General features: G+C 69.5%; 18 protein-coding genes and 1 tRNA gene. 8 read left to right on the forward strand and 11 right to left on the reverse strand.

What is annotated here, in order from left to right; genetic code table 11:
* Window positions 1–58: 58 nt before the first annotated feature.
* Complete coding sequence (locus tag ACJMKZ_RS07585) at window positions 59–853, reverse strand: Mut7-C RNAse domain-containing protein (RefSeq protein WP_405232583.1); 795 nt, start codon at window positions 851–853, stop codon at window positions 59–61.
* A gap of 83 nt (window positions 854–936) precedes the next feature.
* On the opposite strand from ACJMKZ_RS07585, the gene ACJMKZ_RS07590 reads away from it, so the two are divergent.
* From ACJMKZ_RS07590 to ACJMKZ_RS07600, 3 genes are all read left to right on the forward strand, one after another.
* Complete coding sequence (locus ACJMKZ_RS07590) at window positions 937–1,725, forward strand: ZIP family metal transporter (protein ID WP_405232584.1); 789 nt, start codon at window positions 937–939, stop codon at window positions 1,723–1,725.
* 77 nt (window positions 1,726–1,802) lie between these two features.
* A complete protein-coding gene (locus ACJMKZ_RS07595; RefSeq protein WP_405232585.1) occupies window positions 1,803–2,093 on the forward strand; it encodes a sll1863 family stress response protein in 291 nt (96 codons plus the stop codon).
* Window positions 2,094–2,190: 97 nt separating this feature from the next.
* Window positions 2,191–3,168: a glutathione S-transferase family protein gene (locus tag ACJMKZ_RS07600; protein WP_405232586.1), complete on the forward strand. Its 978-nt coding sequence runs from the start codon at window positions 2,191–2,193 to the stop codon at window positions 3,166–3,168.
* Window positions 3,169–3,213: 45 nt separating this feature from the next.
* On the opposite strand, the gene ACJMKZ_RS07605 is transcribed toward ACJMKZ_RS07600, so the two are convergent.
* Window positions 3,214–3,726 carry a helix-turn-helix transcriptional regulator gene (locus tag ACJMKZ_RS07605; protein ID WP_405232587.1) on the reverse strand — a complete coding sequence of 171 codons (513 nt, stop codon included), beginning with the start codon at window positions 3,724–3,726 and terminating at the stop codon, window positions 3,214–3,216.
* A gap of 108 nt (window positions 3,727–3,834) precedes the next feature.
* Between ACJMKZ_RS07605 and ACJMKZ_RS07610 the strand changes: the two genes are divergently transcribed.
* On the forward strand, window positions 3,835–4,497 hold the full coding sequence (locus ACJMKZ_RS07610; RefSeq protein ID WP_405232588.1) for a cytochrome b/b6 domain-containing protein: 663 nt from the start codon (window positions 3,835–3,837) through the stop codon (window positions 4,495–4,497).
* A 15-nt stretch (window positions 4,498–4,512) separates the two neighbouring features.
* Here ACJMKZ_RS07610 and ACJMKZ_RS07615 read toward each other — a convergent pair whose 3' ends face one another.
* The 8 genes from ACJMKZ_RS07615 to ACJMKZ_RS07650 all read right to left on the reverse strand — a co-directional run bounded on the left by ACJMKZ_RS07615 (window position 4,513) and on the right by ACJMKZ_RS07650 (window position 12,323).
* Window positions 4,513–5,106: a DUF4136 domain-containing protein gene (locus ACJMKZ_RS07615; protein WP_405232589.1), complete on the reverse strand. Its 594-nt coding sequence runs from the start codon at window positions 5,104–5,106 to the stop codon at window positions 4,513–4,515.
* 27 nt (window positions 5,107–5,133) lie between these two features.
* Window positions 5,134–5,209, reverse strand: a tRNA-Ala gene (locus ACJMKZ_RS07620).
* Between the two features lie 92 nt (window positions 5,210–5,301).
* Window positions 5,302–8,472 carry a DUF748 domain-containing protein gene (locus ACJMKZ_RS07625; RefSeq protein ID WP_405232590.1) on the reverse strand — a complete coding sequence of 1,057 codons (3,171 nt, stop codon included), beginning with the start codon at window positions 8,470–8,472 and terminating at the stop codon, window positions 5,302–5,304.
* Window positions 8,465–9,319, reverse strand: a complete 855-nt coding sequence (locus ACJMKZ_RS07630) for a hypothetical protein (protein ID WP_405232591.1) — start codon at window positions 9,317–9,319, stop codon at window positions 8,465–8,467. The genes ACJMKZ_RS07625 and ACJMKZ_RS07630 overlap by 8 nt, the downstream gene beginning before the upstream one ends.
* A 76-nt stretch (window positions 9,320–9,395) precedes the next feature.
* On the reverse strand, window positions 9,396–9,971 hold the full coding sequence (locus tag ACJMKZ_RS07635) for a hypothetical protein (RefSeq protein WP_405233172.1): 576 nt from the start codon (window positions 9,969–9,971) through the stop codon (window positions 9,396–9,398).
* A complete protein-coding gene (locus ACJMKZ_RS07640) occupies window positions 9,956–10,750 on the reverse strand; it encodes a TIGR01458 family HAD-type hydrolase (protein ID WP_405232592.1) in 795 nt (264 codons plus the stop codon). Before ACJMKZ_RS07640 ends, ACJMKZ_RS07635 begins: the two co-directional genes overlap by 16 nt.
* The gene (locus tag ACJMKZ_RS07645) at window positions 10,747–11,697 is read right to left on the reverse strand and encodes a hypothetical protein (protein ID WP_405232593.1); all 951 of its coding nucleotides are present in this window, start codon (window positions 11,695–11,697) and stop codon (window positions 10,747–10,749) included. The genes ACJMKZ_RS07640 and ACJMKZ_RS07645 overlap by 4 nt, the downstream gene beginning before the upstream one ends.
* A gap of 35 nt (window positions 11,698–11,732) precedes the next feature.
* Complete coding sequence (locus tag ACJMKZ_RS07650; protein ID WP_405232594.1) at window positions 11,733–12,323, reverse strand: DUF6940 family protein; 591 nt, start codon at window positions 12,321–12,323, stop codon at window positions 11,733–11,735.
* A 71-nt stretch (window positions 12,324–12,394) separates the two neighbouring features.
* On the opposite strand from ACJMKZ_RS07650, the gene ACJMKZ_RS07655 reads away from it, so the two are divergent.
* Window positions 12,395–13,027, forward strand: coding sequence for a DUF6498-containing protein (locus ACJMKZ_RS07655; RefSeq protein ID WP_405232595.1), 633 nt, complete (start codon window positions 12,395–12,397; stop codon window positions 13,025–13,027).
* 27 nt (window positions 13,028–13,054) lie between these two features.
* Here the strand turns inward: ACJMKZ_RS07655 and ACJMKZ_RS07660 are convergent, their stop codons facing one another.
* Window positions 13,055–13,678 carry an HD domain-containing protein gene (locus tag ACJMKZ_RS07660; RefSeq protein WP_405232596.1) on the reverse strand — a complete coding sequence of 208 codons (624 nt, stop codon included), beginning with the start codon at window positions 13,676–13,678 and terminating at the stop codon, window positions 13,055–13,057.
* 135 nt (window positions 13,679–13,813) lie between these two features.
* Here ACJMKZ_RS07660 and ACJMKZ_RS07665 point away from each other — a divergent pair, with 135 nt between their 5' ends.
* The 3 genes from ACJMKZ_RS07665 to ACJMKZ_RS07675 all read left to right on the forward strand — a co-directional run bounded on the left by ACJMKZ_RS07665 (window position 13,814) and on the right by ACJMKZ_RS07675 (window position 17,120).
* Window positions 13,814–14,830, forward strand: coding sequence for an Acg family FMN-binding oxidoreductase (locus tag ACJMKZ_RS07665; protein WP_405232597.1), 1,017 nt, complete (start codon window positions 13,814–13,816; stop codon window positions 14,828–14,830).
* Between the two features lie 128 nt (window positions 14,831–14,958).
* Window positions 14,959–15,411, forward strand: a complete 453-nt coding sequence (locus ACJMKZ_RS07670; RefSeq protein ID WP_405232598.1) for a hypothetical protein — start codon at window positions 14,959–14,961, stop codon at window positions 15,409–15,411.
* A gap of 92 nt (window positions 15,412–15,503) precedes the next feature.
* Complete coding sequence (locus ACJMKZ_RS07675) at window positions 15,504–17,120, forward strand: alkaline phosphatase D family protein (RefSeq protein WP_405232599.1); 1,617 nt, start codon at window positions 15,504–15,506, stop codon at window positions 17,118–17,120.
* Window positions 17,121–17,137 lie beyond the last annotated feature (17 nt).

The raw sequence follows: 17,137 nt of genomic DNA on the forward strand, positions 1-17,137 counted from the left end.
CCGCCAGGCGAAGCGCCTGGCCGACTGCGATAGTGACGGGCCGCCGCGGCGGTTGCCCCTAGCGCCGCGATGGGGCGGCCGCGGCCCGGGCCCGCTCGATGACCCGGTCCAGGCGTTCCAGGTGCGACCCCGGCCAGTAGATGCGCCCGCAGCCCGTACAGCGGCGGAAGTCGCGGTAGACGAGGAATACCTGCAGCGGGACCCTCAGGGCGGCCTCCCGGCGGCGGATCGGCACGCACTCCCCGTCGCACTCCAGGCAGCGGGTGTAGGGCTCGAATTCCGGGCCGAGCTGAAGGGCCCGGACCACCTCCTCCAGCTGGGCCACCGGATCGGTGGCGCGCAGCCAGTAGCCGTGGGTCACGCGCCCGTTGCGCAGGATGCCGATATCCCGCGTGAGGATAATTCGGTGCTCGGCGAGGGAGCGGTCGATGATCTCGTCGTCGCCGAGGTCGTTCCGCCACACCGTGTCGTAACCCAGCAGGCGGAGGTAGCGGGCCAGCGTGCCGAGGTGCACGTCCGCGATGAAGCGCGTCACCCGCAGGGGCGCCGGGCGCAGCCGGACCAGGGGCGCCACGTCGAGACGCTCGAACACCGGATAGACGGCCACCCGCTCGCCGCCGCGCAGCCGGTGGCCGAAGTCGACGGACTCGCCGTCGACCAGGATCACGTCGATCTCGGTATGGGGCACGCCCAGCGCCTCGACGGTGTCCTTGACCGAGGGCGTGTCGGTGAAGCGGTGGACGAAGCTGCGCTTGCGCCGCGCCGTAGGCAGGAAGTCGTTCAGCTCCTCGTAGAAGCGGAACTCCGCCTCGCGCGCGGGTTTGGCATGAGGGTCGTCGGGAGGAGCTGCCATGTGTAATGTAGGAGGGCCTTCAGGCCCGATGCTGTAGGAGGGCCTTCAGGCCCGACGGGGTAGCCACCAGAGTGTAAGCCACCATGCAGGAGACCGCCGTCAACGTCGTCTGGCTCGGCTTCGCCGCGAGCCTCGTGGCCGGGCTGGGCACCGGCGTCGGCGCCGTGGGCGTATTCTTCGTCCGCCGGCTTACGGATGCCACCGAGGATCTGCTGCTGAGCTTCGCCGCCGGCATCATGCTGGCCGCCTCTTTCTTCTCGCTGCTGCTGCCGGCCATTGCCTACGGCGAGGCGGAATTCGGCGGGAGGCAGGCGGCGGTCGGCGTGGTCATCGCGGGCCTGCTGCTCGGCGCACTGGCGCTGGCCGGCGTCCATCGCTACGTGCCGCACGAGCATTTCTTCGCCGGCCGCGAAGGCCCGGACACCGCGGCGCTGGAGCGCATCTGGCTGTTCATCATTGCCATCACGCTGCACAACTTTCCCGAAGGCATGGCCGTCGGGGTGGGCTTCGCCGGTGGCAACGTCGACAACGGACTCGCGCTCGCGACCGGCATCGGCATCCAGAACCTGCCCGAGGGCCTGGCCGTGGCCGTTTCGCTGATCGGCGCGGGCTACACCCGCCTGCAGTCCTGGCTGGTGGCCTTCCTGACCGGCCTCGCCGAACCGATCGGCGGATTGTTCGGCAGTGCGGCGGTCTCCGTCGCCGGGCCGCTCATGCCCTGGGCCCTGGCCTTCGCCGCCGGCGCCATGCTGTTCATCATCAGCGACGAGATCATCCCGGAGACTCACCGGCGGGGACTGCAGAACATCGCCACCTTCTCGCTGCTGGCCGGCTTCGTGGTGATGATGTTCCTCGACGCAACGCTGGGATAAATCCCGCGGCGGCACCTTGATCGGGCGGTATCCGCGCCCATGTCTAAGGGAGAAGCGCAGAAAAAGGAGTACTACGCATGGCCGACAAGAGCACGTATCAGAAGAAGCTGGAAGCCCAGCTCGAGGAATGGAACGCCGAGATCGACAAGCTGCAGGCGAAGGCGAAACGGCAGCGGGCCGATGCCGAGGCGGACTATTCCGAGGCCATCGAGGACCTCAAATCCCGCCGTGACGACATGAAGAAGCGGCTCGAGGAACTGAGGGAGGCCAGCGACGACGCCTGGGAAGACATCAAGGCCGGCGCCGAAAGCGCCTGGCAGTCGATGTCCGCGGCCGTTAAATCGGCCACGTCGCGCCTGAAACAGTAGACTGTCACCGGGGCGCCGGCCGGGTACGGCCCGGCCGGCGCCTCTCTTTGTCCGCAGATCGCACACAGTCAGAAATCTTGTCAGCAAGGAGCCAGCAATGGGTTTGCTCGTAGACGGCCAGTGGAAGGACCAGTGGTACGACACGAAGTCCACCGGCGGGAAGTTCAAGCGTCAGGAACAGGCGTACCGTAACTGGATAACCGCCGACGGCGAGCCGGGGCCCTCCGGCGAAGGCGGCTACGCTGCGGAGCCCGACCGCTATCACCTCTACGTCTCGCTGGCCTGTCCCTGGGCCCACCGGGCGCTGATCGTGCGCTCGTTGAAGGGTCTGGAAGAGATGCTGCCCATCTCGGTGGTGCACTGGTACATGGCCGAGCACGGCTGGACCTTCGAGCCCGGCCCGGGCGTGATCCCGGACCCCATCCACGACGTCGAGCGCCTCTACCAGCTCTATCAGAAGGCGGACCCGGACTTCACCGGCCGGGTAACGGTGCCGGTACTCTGGGACAAGCAGCGCGAGACGATCGTCAACAACGAATCCTCCGAGATCATCCGCATGCTGAACTCCGCATTCGATCATCTCGGCGCGGAACCCGGCGACTACTACCCTGAGCCGCTGCGCGCGGAGATCGACGCCGTCAACGAGCGCGTGTATCACACGCTGAACAACGGCGTGTACAAGTCGGGCTTCGCCACCACCCAGGAAGCCTACGAAGAGGCGGTGTATCCCCTGTTCGAGACCATGGACTGGCTGGAGGAACGCCTTGCCGGCTCACGCTGGCTGGTCGGCGACACCCTGACCGAGGCCGACATCCGGCTGTTCACCACCCTGGTGCGGTTCGACCCGGTCTACCACGGCCACTTCAAGTGCAATGTCCGTCGGCTGAGCGAGTATCCGAATCTGTGGGGCTTCACCCGGGACCTTTACCAGCATCCGAAGGTCCGCGAGACGGTGAACTTCGAGCACATCAAGAAGCACTACTACGCGAGCCACGCGACCATCAATCCGACGCGCATCGTGCCGGTGGGCCCGGAGCTCGACTTCGAGGCCCCGCACGGCCGCGAGGACATGTAGCCTCGGCCGGATGCCCGGCCGCCGTGGAGAGGATGCCGGGCCCGGCTACTCCCGCGGCTCGCCGGGGACGAGCAGATCCTCGAGGAAAAACGCGGACAGGGCGGAACGGCCCGACAGGCCCGACTTGCGATAGACCGCCCGGGCCTGCTCGCGGATGGTGCGCTCGCTGGTGTCCCGCACTGCCGCGATCTCCTTGTGGCTCAGCCCCTTCAGCAGCAGCAGGCCCACCTCGGATTCCGCGCGGGTGAGGCCCCAGTCGACGAACTGATTCTCGATTGCGATACCGAGTCCGCGCACCAGCTCCCGGTTCTGCCGTTGCCATTCTTCCGCCCGGTCCCGCGCCGCGGCCAGATCCGAACGGGTGCGCTCCAGCCGTCCCCACAGCAGCACGAGGCCTGCGCCCGCCGCCGCCAGCACCGCCAGTTCGATCGACACATGGCGCCAGTCCGCGCCCTCGCCGTAGTCGAGCAGGAGATCCCAGGCGATGAGTGCTGCGATGACGGCCAGCAGAGCCATCACCGCCGGCACCCGGCGCCGGTCGTGTACGTCATCCGACATAGAGCCGCTCGCTGATCACGTTTTCCTGACGTATAGGACGGATGGCGGATAGTAGCATCGCCGCCCGCCGGGGATGATGGATCAACCCCGACAGCGAGGAGACCGGAGATGCAGGAGAAAAAAGAGACCGTAAAGGTGTGGGATCCGGTGGTGCGTATCGGCCACTGGGTACTGGTGGCGGCATTCTTCACCGCTTATTTCACGGAAGAAGATCTGCTCGCGCAGCACGTCTGGGCCGGTTATGCGGTGGCCGGGGTGGTGCTCCTGCGCATTCTCTGGGGCTTCATCGGCAGCGAGCACGCCCGCTTCCGCGACTTTCTCTTCTCGCCGGTGCAGGCGCTGCAATACCTCGGCCGGCTGGCCACCCACCGGGCGCGTCGCTACATCGGTCACAGCCCCGCGGGCGCCGTCATGATCTTCGCGCTGCTGGCGAGCCTGGCGGTCACCACATTCTCCGGGCTGGAGATCTATGCCATCGAGGAAAACGCGGGTCCGCTGGCTGCCGTGGCCGTCGCCGAGCCACCATCGCGCATCGCCCTGATCACCGCCGCGCGGGCGGACGGGCGCGACGACGAGGACAGTGACGCGAGAGCCGCCGGGGCCAGCGAGGCCGCCGAGGAGTTCTGGGAGGATATCCATGAGGCCTCGGCCGACTTCACCGTGTTTCTCGTGCTGCTGCACATCGCCGGTGTGCTGGCGGCCAGTCTGTCCCACCGGGAGAACCTGGTGAAATCGATGGTGACCGGTCGCAAGCGCCGCGAGAACGACTGACGCCGCGGCGCGGCCTCAGCCCCCGGCGCCGGACGCCTGCCGCGTGGGGAACTGCATGAACAGGTCGTGCACCACGTTCTCGATGGCGGGCTTCGGGTTCTCCAGCGACTCGCGGGTGAGCCGGCCCTCGGCCACGCCCTCCCAGATGAGCTGCTTGCGCTCGGCATCCACCACGTCGATGTTGGCGGTGCCCACCCGGTAGTGCACCGTGTCCACTTCCTGCTCGTACATCGGCCAGGCCGTGTACAGGCCGTAGCGATAGCCGTAATAGCCGACACCCACGGTCATGGACGGGCGGCTGCGCACTTCACTGCGCTCGCGCACCCGGGTGTAGAAGTTGACGATCAGGTCCGGGTCGGTCTCCGTGTAGCGATAGCCGAGCGCCTCCATCTCGTCGCGTACCGCGCCCTTGAAGTGGCTGGTGATGAGCGAGGAATAGCCTGCCCGGTCGGTGCCCAGTTCCTCGGCGAAGCCGAACGTCTGGTAGCGGGTGAAGTCGACGCTGCGATCGTAGTCGGTGCGCAGCTGCGGGCCCGTGGCGCAGGCCGCGACGAGTGCGCCGCAGGCGATCGCCAGTACCGTGAACAGTCTCCCTGTTCTCGCGCCCATGGCATGCCTCCTTGGCGGTGAGGGAAGTGGTGGAGCCGAGGAGGATCGAACTCCCGACCTTCGCATTGCGAACGCGACGCTCTCCCAGCTGAGCTACGGCCCCGTGTTCTCCGTACCCCCATTTTATCGCAGGCGGCGCCGGTTTGGACCATCGCCGTCGATGGCAATCAATGGTTCAGCGGCTCTCAGTGGCCATCAGTCGCCGGCGGCCGGTTCGCCGGGGCCGGGGCCGGCGCCGTCCTCCTCCGGCGGCTGCGCGGCGGCTGCCTGCCGGTCGGCGGTGAGGGTCACTTTCATGGCGACCCGGTCGTTGTCGGTCAACGACACTTCGGCCGGCTCGGTCACGAGCACCCGGCCTTCCAGCTCGCTGCCCGCGGCCAGGATGGTCTCGCGCAGGTTCGCCGCCCGCTCGGCGGCGAGGGCCGCGAGGGCCCCCTCTTCCAGCGGCTGCAGGGGCACGAGTTCGTCCGCGAGGTCGGCGGCGTAGGCCGTGGCGTCGAAACGCGTCTCGCCAGGCTGGCCAGGCTCGCCCTCGGCCGTCTCCACCACCCTGGTATTCTCAGCACGCAGGGCGTCGAGCCGGGACTGCGGGTCCTCCACGGTGGCCAGTTCCCGATACAGTGCTTCCAGTGCCTCCCGGCGCCGCTCCGCATACATGCCGCCGGCCTCTCCACCCCCTGCAACGCCGGTCACCCGCTCCGACACCGCGGCCTCCAGCTTCGCTTCGCGGAGTGCGCGTCCATCGGCCGCCGGCGCCTGCACCGGCGGCAGCTCCAGTACGAGCTGGGGACGCAGGGTCAGGGCCTCGGCCAGATTCGCCGCCTTCTGCACCTCCGGCGGCGTCAGATCGGCGCGGCCGGGCAGGAAGGTCACCTGCTCGAGCTCGCTGGCCTCCACGCCGAGCAGGTTGCCCAGCAGGGCGAACGGGGAGGTCGCGATCTTCACGATCAGGTTGCCCAGTGCCTTCGCCACGATACCGCCGATGCTGAACTCGGGGTCGTCCACCTCGCCGGTGATGGGCAGGTCCACGTCGATGGTGCCGCTGGAGTCCTTCAGCAGAGCGATGGCAAGTCCCAGCGGCAGACTCATGGCGTCGGGGTGCGGCACCTGCTCGCCCAGCTCGAATTCCCGCAGCACGATGTTGTTGTCGCCGACCAGGCGGCCGCCGGTCAACCGGTAGCCGAGGTCCAGGGAGAGTCGGCCGCTGGCGATCTTGCGCCCGGCGAACGGCACCGAGTAGGCCGAGAAGCGGGGCATGGCCACGTTCTCGAACTCTGCACGCAGATCCGTATTCTCGGCCGGCGCCAGCGGCGTGACGCTGCCGGTAATCCGCAGGAATCCGTACTCGTCGACCCTGCCTTCCAGCGACACCGAAGAGGGCTCGGTGCTGGCCGTGGCAATCGTGGAGAGCTCGCCGTTCAGTCCGGCGATCTTCACGCTGAACGGCAGCGGCAGCGAACGGTCGGCGAAGTCGGCGGCACCGTCGGCGATCACGACCCGGCCAACCGTCACGCGGATCGGCAGCTCCTCGCCTTCCGCCTCGGACGGCTCGGTCTCGGCGGCGGCCGGCCCTTCGCCGGCCGGCTCACTCTCCGCTTCGGCCTCGGTATCCGCGTCGGCCTCGCCCTTCGCCACGCGCCCGAGATTCACCTGCCCCTCTTCCGTGATGAGGATATCGCCGTAGGGCCGCTCCAGCCGGACTTCGGAGACCTCGAGATTGGCGTCCGCCAGGCTGAAGACGATGCCGCTGGCGGCCACCCGCTCCCAGCTGCCGAGCCGGGTGCCGAGATCGGTCTCGGTGATCAGGAAGTCCCGGACCGCGATGTCGCCCTCGAAGCGCAGCGGATCGTCCGGGGAAGTGGCCAGCCGGGCATCGGCGTCGAACACGCCGGAGTCCAGGCTGACGTCCGCCAGCGGCTGGATGTAGGGGTGGCTCCAGGCCAGCGGAATGCCGTCGATGCCGAGGCCGAAGTCCGCCCGGAGCGCCGGCAGCACGGTGAGGGTGCCGTCCAGCTCCGCGCGGCCGCCCCGGCCGCTCTGCAACGAGAGTGTCGTCGGGAAGGACGCTCCGGGCTCGTTGCCGAGGTCGCGGATCTCCAGCTGCACGGCGTCGACTCCTATCTCGGCGGCCGGCTCCACGCTTTCGTCGCGCAGGCTCGCCGCGAGGTCGGCGATACGGAAGCGCCCGAGTGAGAACCGCCAGGGTCGGGCCTCGTCCGCCGTGCCGTCGCCCCCCGTCTCGTCGGCGGACGGCGTTTCGGCAGCCGGCTCTGCATCCGCATCGGCTTCCGCGGTCGGCGTGGCTTCCCTCGCCGGCAGATTGCGCACGACGTCCAGGGTGCCCTCCGTGTCCCGGTGCAGCGCCAGCACGGCCCCGTCGATGTCGAAACTCTCGGCGGACACGCTGCGCTCGGGCCAGCGCAGGCGGCCGCCGGCCAGCGCGATCCGTGGCACCGACAGGAGTTCCCGCGGCTCGCGCCCGGGCCCGCCGTCGGCCGCCGCCGGGAAGGTCAGTACGCGCACGTCGTTGAAGACCACGTCGAGATCGTCCACCGTCGCGCCGAGCACGCCGTCCGGCCGGGCGGCGACGTTGTAGGTGAAGTCGATGTCGGCATCGCCGTCGGTGATGTCCAGACCGGTCTCGTGGCGGATGTAGGCCGAGAGCAGCTCGAAATGCGAGCCGTCGATGGCCGCCTCACCCGCAGCCCGGAACGGGTTCATCTGCAGGCTCCCGGACCAGGTGAGCGTGCCTTCCGTCGCCGTCCGGATCACCACCTCCTGGGTGCCCGGCCGTTCCGGCAGGGTGTTCAGCCCCTGGACGCGGACGTCCACCGGTCCGAAGCGGGTCTCCACCGGCTGGGGCGGGACCGCGTCGCGCCAGTGCAGGGCGGCGTCGGTCACCGCGGCCTCGTGGAGGATGAAGCGCAGCGGTCCGCCTTCTTCATCCGGCGGCGGCGGTTCCTCCGCTGCCGGCGGCCGCGCGGCCAGCAGGCGGCGGAAGTTGAACGCACCGGCGCCGTCCCGCGAGATGAAAAGCTCGGGGGCGTCGATGCGGAACTCGGCGAAGGTCCAGGCCCAGCGGAACAGCGAACTCGTCTGAAAGTTGACGTGGATCTGGCGCACCCGCGCCAGCGGCTCCCCGGCGGGATCGTCCAGTGCCAGGCCGTCGATCGTGAGGCTCAGCACGTACGGGTTGATCGCCACGCGCTCCAGCCGGAGTTCGGAGTCGAACTGTTCGGCCATCGCCCTGACCGCCTGGCGCTCGACCAGCCAGGGCGCCAGGAAGAAGCCGGCCAGGGTCCAGGCGGCGATCAGTCCCGCCAGGACGGTCAGCAGGCGGCGATGGCGTTGCAGAAGATCACGCATGGGCGGCTCCTTCCGCGCCTTCCTCCTGCTCGGTCTCCTCGTGCCACTCGAAGATGTTCATCTCGATGAAGATGAAGGCCACCAGCCACAGGAAGGCGTCCCAGAAGTCGAGGAAGTCGCCGTCGATGCCCCAGTAGATGGCGCAGGCGAACAGCACCGCGTAGAGGAATCCCTTGATCCACTTGTTGACGGCCAGCAGGCGGTCGCTCAGGAGGCCCTTCAGCTGCAGCCACACCTCGGCCTCCAGCAGAGCCACGACGATGAGCCAGTCGCCGGCATTGATGATGTCCGTCAGCGCCAGCGACTTCGCCAGTCCGAGCTGCTCCGGCGTGCCCACGATCTTCGTGCCCGCGATCTGCAGGATGGACTGGCCCTGCATCGCCGCGCAGGCCTCGGCCGTCAGCCGCGGGTACTCGTCCAGCGTGGCCACCCAGGCGTAGCCCTGGTCTGCCAGCGCGCAGACGTTCACGCGGCCCAGCTCGACCAGGTCGGTGACGACGAAATACTTGCTGACGTAGCCGTAGAAGGCATAGACGATGAAGGCGTAGCAGATGCCGCGCACGGCGGTGAGCATCCACTTCAGCCGGCCCTCGAGCTTCTCGTCGGGGATAACCGCCGTCTCGAGTTCGAACAGGAGCAGCAGGATGACCCAGGCCAGCGTGTCGACGGTGGCCGAGAACGCCTCCACCAGATTGCTCCAGGTGACGCCGTCGACGAACACCTCCTTGCTGGCGGCGTAGTCGTCCAGGAAGAACAGCCAGACGTTCAGCGCCAGCAGGCAGTAGACGGTGTACTTGAAGGCCCGGAACCAGACGTGGCCCGGGCCGAGTTTTGTCAGGGCGTTCAACGGCTCACTGCTCCCTGTTTTCCGCGGCCGGCGATGTGCGTGTTGCGGGTCACCATGGCGATACCAGCCTTCAATGCTACCGCAGCCCCCGGCGGCGGCGCTCCTTCTTCTCCGCGCGGCGCCGGGACCGCTCGGCCTTCTTCTCCCGCTTCTCGCGCCGCCGTGCGGCCTTCGCCGCCCGTGCCTCTGCCAGTTCCGGCACGCGCGACTCCACCAGCGGGCGCAGGCCGTACTCGAACGCGCCGTAGGCCGCGGCCAGCAGCAGGATCCCCCAGAGGCCCAGCCGCTCCAGTACCCACAGCGGCCAGAGCAGGGCGAGGAAGCCGTTCAGGATGGACATGAACCCCAGGCGGAAGACGAACTCGATGAGCTCGCCGACGAGAAAGTCCGTGACCCCGCTGCTCTCGGCGACGTCGTCGGCGATCATGCGCGCCTCGAGGATCAGGAAGCTCACGACGACGCCGAGGCCGTAGAGACCGCCGCCGCGGGCCGTCCAGAGACCCACCAGCCAACCGCGGATCAGCGTGAGCGCCGTGCGGGGCTCGGCGCGCACCTCCCGCGCGATGCGCAGCTGGCGCGCGATGCGGCCCTCTTTCTTCGCCGTCCCGTCCTTCTCCGCCTCTCCCATGGCCGTGCTCAGTGCCCCCGCCACCAGTCCGGCAGGTCGCCGATGGAGTCGAGCACGGCGGTCGGCCGCACGTCGTCCGCCGACTCCTCGCCGCGATACTTGCCGGTGCGCACGAGCACGCCGCCGAGGCCGGCCTCCCGTGCACCGCCCACGTCGGCGCGCAGGTCGTCGCCGACCATCACGGTCTCGCCGGCCGCGCTGCCGAGTTTCGCGAGCGCCGTCTCGAAGAACGGGACCGCCGGCTTGCCGAGCACCACCGGGTCCGCCCCGCTGGCGTGAGCAAGGGCCACGACGAACGGCGCGGTGTCCAGCCGCAGGCCGTCCTCCGCCTTCCAGTAGCGGGTCATGCCGAGGGCGACCAGGTATGGCTGCGGCGCGGCCATCAGCAGCCGAAACGCCCGGTTGAGGCGGGCGAAGCTCCAGCCCTCGCCGAGGTCGCCGACGATCACCGCACCAGCCGGCCCCTCGTCGTCGTCACCCAGCCGGTCGAACGCAGAGAACTCCGCCGCCGTGGCCTCGGGGACGAACGCCGCCACCGTATCCACGTCGCGCTCCCGGAGCCAGGCCGCCGCGGCCACGGGTGGCGTGAGTATGTCGTCCTCGTCCGCCTCCACGCCGAGGCCGGCGAGTTTCTCGACCAGCGCCGAACGCGGGCGGGAGGTGGTGTTGGTGAGGAACAGGCATGGGATGCCTTCGTCGCGGATCCATCGGACCGTCTCCACCGCGCCGTCGACGGCGCGTTCGCCCTCGTAGATGACGCCGTCCAGGTCGATCAGCAGCGCTTTTCGGCTCGGGTCGCTCATGGCCGCAGAGTAGCCGGACTGCCGGCCGGGGTCGATGGCGCGAACCGGGGCAGCGCCGGGCCGCGGCCGCGGGGCAGCGGCATGCCGCCGAGGCGGATACCGAGCGTGAAGACCCAGCCGGCATCCACCGCGGCGTCGACGGGCCGACCCTTGTCGTCGATGAAGCCGTGTTCGCGGGCGAACTCGCGGGCCACGCCGACATCCACCGCGAGGCCGTCCGTGAACCGGTAGCTCCAGGTGGCCCTGGCGCGCCAGCCCTCCATCCGGTAGTCAAACGACTCGCCGAGTTCGTCGCTCACCACGTGCCAGCGCTGCCCGGCGGGGAAGACGTCCAGTGCCACCGAGTGACGCTCCGTGACGGCCAGCTGCAGGGACGGGTCCGGCCACGCGAGCCGCAGGCCGAGGGCGACGGAGGGGCGGTACTCCAGCCCGGCCACCGGCAGCGTGCGGCTCTCTCCCCGGCTGCGGTCGTGGGCCGCGCCGAGCAGCCAGGCGCTGCGCGGGCCCCGCCGCACGCGCAGCTCGATGCGACCGGTCAGCAGAAAATCCTCGTCGGTGGCCCGGCTGCCCAGGTCCTTGAAGACATTCGACGAGGTTGCCACGCCGGGAGCGAGCAGCGCGTCGACCCGCCAGCCTTCGCCCTGCCGGCGGGCGGTCAGCGGGAGCTGCAGCCGGTGCAGGTCCCGGTCGCGTCCGGCGATGCCGTCGTACTCGTGGCGGACGTAGGCATAGTCCATGCCCAGATCGAGCCCGGACCGGCTGCCGTACACCGACAGAAAGCAGGCCGACAGGGTGGACTCGCGGGTGGCGACCTCCGCACCCGGCGGCGGCGACATGTCTTCGGCGGGCAGCACGGCGTAGCCGAGAGCGGCCGACGGGCAATGCGACGCCGCGAGAACAGCGGCACCGGGCAACAGCAGGCTCAGGGCCGCGATTACCCTGGCCATTGCTATGGCTGGTACGGCGGCCGCCTCTCGACGCCTCACGCCGGACTCCGGTAGGGGCCGTGCTGGTAGTACTTCGGCCGCCGGTCCAGACGGACATGCAGCCAGGCCACTCCGGTGCCGGAGGTGCTGAGCCAGAGCGGCGAGTCGTCCAGCCGGTCGAGGACCGCTTCCGCCGTGGCGCGCCAGAGCGCGCGGACCTGCCGGGCCGGCCCCCGGCGCAGGAATACGGCCAGATGCGGATAGGCATCGGGCCCGGCATCGTCTGCGGGCTCGGGCACGACCAGCAGCGCATCGCCGCCCAGGTTGGGGAAGGTGACCACGCCGTCGCCGGCGCCGAAGTGGCTGCTGAAAGTCGCGGCGTCGGGCCGCACTTCGGCCAGCGCCGGCGCCTCGATCAGCACGAACTCCGCCGGCCGCTCCAGTGACCCGGCGGCGAGCGGCGGATTCTCCCAGTAGTACGCCGGCCAGGGTGCCGCGGCTAACAACTCCGAATACCAGGAAGCGAAGTCCGCGTCATCCCGGAGCCGCTGCAGGAAATGCGCACGGCTGAGCGGAGCGCCGCGCTCCTCCAGCGTGTGGCGCCGCCCGCCCGGCACCGTCTCGGCCGGGGCCGACCAGACACTCATGCGCGGCTCCGTTGCATCCCGTGAACAGCATACCGGTTCGACCGTAGCGGGCGCAGGTATGATGCGCTGCCATGGAACTGCTCCGGGCCATCCGGCGGCTGGACTCGACGGCCGTCGCACTGATCCTGGCGAATCTCGTGCCGCTGTACGGGGTATTCGCCTGGGGCTGGGCCGTGTTCCCCATCCTGTTCCTGTTCTGGTTCGAGAATATCGTCATCGGCTTCTTCAACGCCGCGCGCATGCTGACCGCGCGGCCGGCCGAACCGGTGCTCTGGGCCGGCAAGCTGTTCCTGGTGGCGTTCTTCTGCGTTCATTACGGGATGTTCACCGCCGTGCACGGCAGCTTCGTGCTGAGCCTGTTCGGCGACATGGCCGATGCCAGCGCGCTACCCGACATCGCGCTGGTCACGGACGTCATCGCACGCGAGCATCTGCTGTTGCCCGTGCTGGCGCTGGTGGCAAGCCACGGCTATTCCTTCGTGGTCAATTTCGTATTGCGGGGCGAGTACCGCGAAGCCTCGCCCAAACAGCTGATGGCCCGGCCCTACGGCCGCATCGTGCTGCTGCACGTCACCATCATCGCGGGCGGCGCGCTGCTGACGGCGCTGGATGCGCCGCTGGCCGGACTGGTCCTGCTGATCGCGCTGAAGATCGCGATGGACCTCCATTCCCACCTGCGCGCCCACGCGCGGGAGCTGCCCTGACGCGTCGCCCACCGCGGCTGACCGGCCTCAACGGGACGCGCCGTCGCCGCTTTCCTCCGCCACCGCCCGGCGCTCGGTCTCGACGTCCAGCAGCTCGCGCAGCAGCAGGATGAGGGGGTCGTCGGAGGTATAGCGGTGGCCGTAGTCCAGGTTGAAGCGGTAGTCGAAACCCGGCGGGTTGTCCCCCTGCGTGTGCTGGAGGATGGTCTCGAGCTTGTCCAGCGCCTTCGCCAGGCGGGCCTCGGGCGTGCGGCCGGCCTCGTACTCCTCCCACAGGCCGACGATGCTCTCGCGCTGCCGCGGGGCCAGCGGGCGGACCAGGGTCTGCAGGTCGCGGCGCTCCCGCTCGCTCTTGCCCGGCGCGTCCTCCTGTTCCGGCGCCGGCACGTCGCCGCCGATGGCCTCGCCGAGGTCGTGCACGATGCACAGGCGGATGAGGCGCGGGAAATCGAGATCCGGGTATTCGTCGGCCAGCAGCATCGCCATCAGGCAGAGCCGCCAGGTGTGCTCGGCCACGCTCTCCCGCCGCCCGCCGGAGGTCCAGGCATGGCGTTCGGTGTCCTTCAGGCGCTCGGCGGCACGCAGGAAATCGAGCAGTCCCTCCAGTTCTCCGGCGTCGGCTTTCAGCAAAGCGGTCACTCCCCTGCGCATGGCCCGGACGACAGACGCTAACCGACCGGCCGGGTGCTGTCATCCGCCCGCCTGCCCGCCGCCCCTCGGAAAGCCCGGATTGCCGCTCCCCGCGGGCACACCTAGCGTCGGCAGGACAGGTCACGGAGCCGGGCCATGCAGAGCAGCGCCGCGAAGAGGAAGCCGCCGTTCCCCGCCGACGGGAGCGAGAAGGACCAGCTCAGGTTCCTGCTGGGTTACGCCATCCAGGCGCCGTCCAGCCACAACTCCCAGCCGTGGCTGTTCCGCCTGAACGAGGATGCGGTCGAGCTGTATGCCGACCGTCGACGCGCGCTGCCCGTGGTGGACCCCCGGGACCGGGAGCTCACCATGTCCTGCGGCGCCGCCCTGGACCATCTCGCCGTCGCCGCACGCTATTTCAGGCGGGCGCCGGTGCTCGAACTGCTGCCCGACGAGGGGGAACCGGACCTGCTCGCCGTGTTCCGCCTGGGAGAAGCCGTGACGCCGGATGAGGAGGACCGGGCGCTGTTCGAGGCCATCCCCGAGCGGCGGACGACGCGGCACGCGTTCGAGCAACGCCGCCTGCCGCCGGCGCTGCAGGCCCGCTGCCGGCAACTGGCGGCGCATCAGGGCGCCGAACTGACGCTGGTGGCGGACGAGACCACCAAGGCCGAGATCGCAGACCTCGTCGCCGAGGGCGACCGCACCCAGTTCGCGGATGCGGGCTTCCGCCGGGAACTCGCCTCCTGGGTGCATTCGCGCCGCTCCGAGAGCCGGGACGGCATGTCCGGCGAGGCCTTCGGGGTGCCCGACGTGCTCTCCCCGGTGGGCGCCCTGGTGATCCGCACATTCGACCTCGGCAACGGCGTCGCCGCCGGGGATGCGAAGAAGATCATGGCCGGCTCGCCCCTGCTGGCCATCCTGAGTACGCCCGAAGACGACGTCGGCCACTGGCTGCGGGCCGGCCGGGCGCTGTCCCGGGTGCTGCTGCGCCTCGCCGCCGACGGCGCCACCGCAGCCTACCTGAACCAGCCGCTGGAGACGCCCCAGCTCCGCCCCCTGCTGCAGGACGTCATCGGCAGCGACAATGCGCCTCAGCTGCTGCTCCGCTTCGGCTACGGCCCGAAGACGAAGGCGAGCGTCCGCCGGCCCCTGAGCGAAGTTCTGATCTGATCCGGGCCGCTCGGCTCGCTGGCCGATTACGTTAACCGTCGCCGGAACTTGCGCGTATAGTGGCCCGGCGGCTCCGGCCGCCGACCAACACGACAATCAAAACCGAAACCCGCAAGGGGGAGAGCGCAATGAAGACGAAGATCACCGGCCTTTTCGCGGCCGCAATACTGCTGTGCCTGACTGCCACGGGCGCCGTCGCCCAGGATCATTCCCGTAACTGGGAGAACGGTCACGTCGTGCAGATCACCCACGTACACATCAAGCCCGGCATGTTCAATGCCTACATCAACGACCTGAACAGCCTGTGGCGCAAGTCCCTGGAGATACAGAAGAAGGACGGCCACGTCATCGACTACGCGATGTACTCGAACCCGAGTGCCCGCGAGGGCGAGCCGGACCTGATCCTGAGCGTCACGTACAAGAACTGGGCAACGTTCGATCTCGGTATCGAATATTTCGAGAAGGTGTCCGAGCAGCTCAAGGGCTCCATGGAGGCGATGCGCATGGCCTCCATCGACCGCGAGGAGCTGCGCACCATCGGCAGCACGATTGTCCTGCAGGAAGTGAAGTTCGCGGACTGACGGCTATTGTGTAGCGGGCCGGCACGCGCCCATGGGCGTGCCGGCCCTTCTTCGGGTAGGCTACGCCCGGGGCGACCTCGAGAGCCGTAGCCATGAAACTGACCCGACGCCGATTCGTCACCCGCGTGCTGCCCGGCGCCGCGCTGGCCCTGGCGCTGCCGCCGGCGAAAGCCAGCCCGGCCGCGAGCTTCGTCCACGGCGTCGCCAGCGGCGACCCGACCGCCACCGGCGTCCTGCTGTGGACGCGGGTAACGCCCCGCTTCGAAGCCGAGACGGCGGTGGGCTGGGAACTGGCCGTCGACCCGCACTTCGAACGCATCCTGCGCCGGGGCACCACGGCGGCACTGCCCGCACGTGACTACACCGTCAAGGCGGAGGTGGAGGGCCTGGATCCGGGCCGCCACTACTACTATCGCTTCCGAGCCCTGGGCGCGGTCTCGCAGACCGGTCGCACGCTGACCCTGCCGGTAGGCCCGGTGGACCGCTTCGTGGTGGCGGCCTGCTCGTGCTCGAACTACCCGGCCGGCTACTTCAACGCCTACCGGACCATGGCGCAGACCGACGATATCGACGTGGTGCTGCACCTCGGCGACTATATCTACGAGTACGCGGCCGACGGCTACGCCTCCGCCCGCGCCCGCGAGCTGCACCGGGAATCCGTACCGGGCCACGAGGTGGTCAGCCTGCACGACTACCGCCTGCGCCACGCCCAGTACAAGAGCGATCCCGACCTGCAGGCGGTGCACGCGCGCCATCCGTTCATCGTCAGCTGGGACGACCACGAGTCCGCCAACGACGCCTGGCGGGACGGCGCCCAGAACCACGACGCCAGTGAAGGAGAATGGGCACTCAGGCGCCGGGCCGCCATGCAGGCCTATTACGAATGGATGCCCGTCCGTGAGCCGCGCGGCGACGACCCGTCCGCCAGCTGGCGGGCGTTCGAGATCGGCGACCTCGCCACCCTCGTCATGCTGGAGACCCGGCTGTCGGCACGCAGCGCTCAGCTGGACATTCCGGCGTCCGTCGAAGCCGACACCCTGGCCGCCGACCTGGCCGATCCCTCGCGCCGCCTCCTCTCCGACGACCAGCGCCGCTTCGTCGCCGGCCGTCTCGCCGGCTCCCGCGAGGCGGGCAAGCCCTGGCAGTTGTTCGGCAATCAGGTGCTGATGGCCCAGATCACCGCGCCCAAGCTGGCCGAGAATATGAGCGCCGCCGAGATCCAGGCGCTGCCGGATTACGTGCGCCCGTACGTGGATTTCACCCGCCTCGGCGTGCCGCTCAGCGCCGACAGCTGGGACGGCTACGCGGCCGAGCGCGCCTGGCTGCTGGAGCAGTGCCGGGCGACGGAAGCGAGCCCCGTCGTGCTGAGCGGCGACTCCCACGCCGCCTGGGCGCTCGACGTGCTGGACCCGGCAAGCGGGAGACCGGCGGCCGTGGAATTCGGCGCCACGTCAATCAGCTCACCCGGCTATCCGGAGACCCTCGGCCTCGCGCCGCCGCGCATCGAACAGATGCTGCGGCAGGCGAACGCCAACCTGCACCACACGGACGTCGCCCACCGCGGCTTCCTGGCACTGGATCTCGGCCGCGAGCGCGCCGAGGCCCGCTACCACGTCGTGGACACGGTGCACTCCCGCCGCTACGAGGCATCGATCTCCCACCGCATGGCGATCGCCCCGCGCCGGGCCAAGGCCCCCGCCTGGCAGTAGGAGGGCCTTCAGGCCCG

It is taken from the genome of Lentisalinibacter salinarum, assembly GCF_040706555.1.
GTDB lineage: Bacteria > Pseudomonadota > Gammaproteobacteria > Steroidobacterales > Woeseiaceae > Lentisalinibacter > Lentisalinibacter salinarum.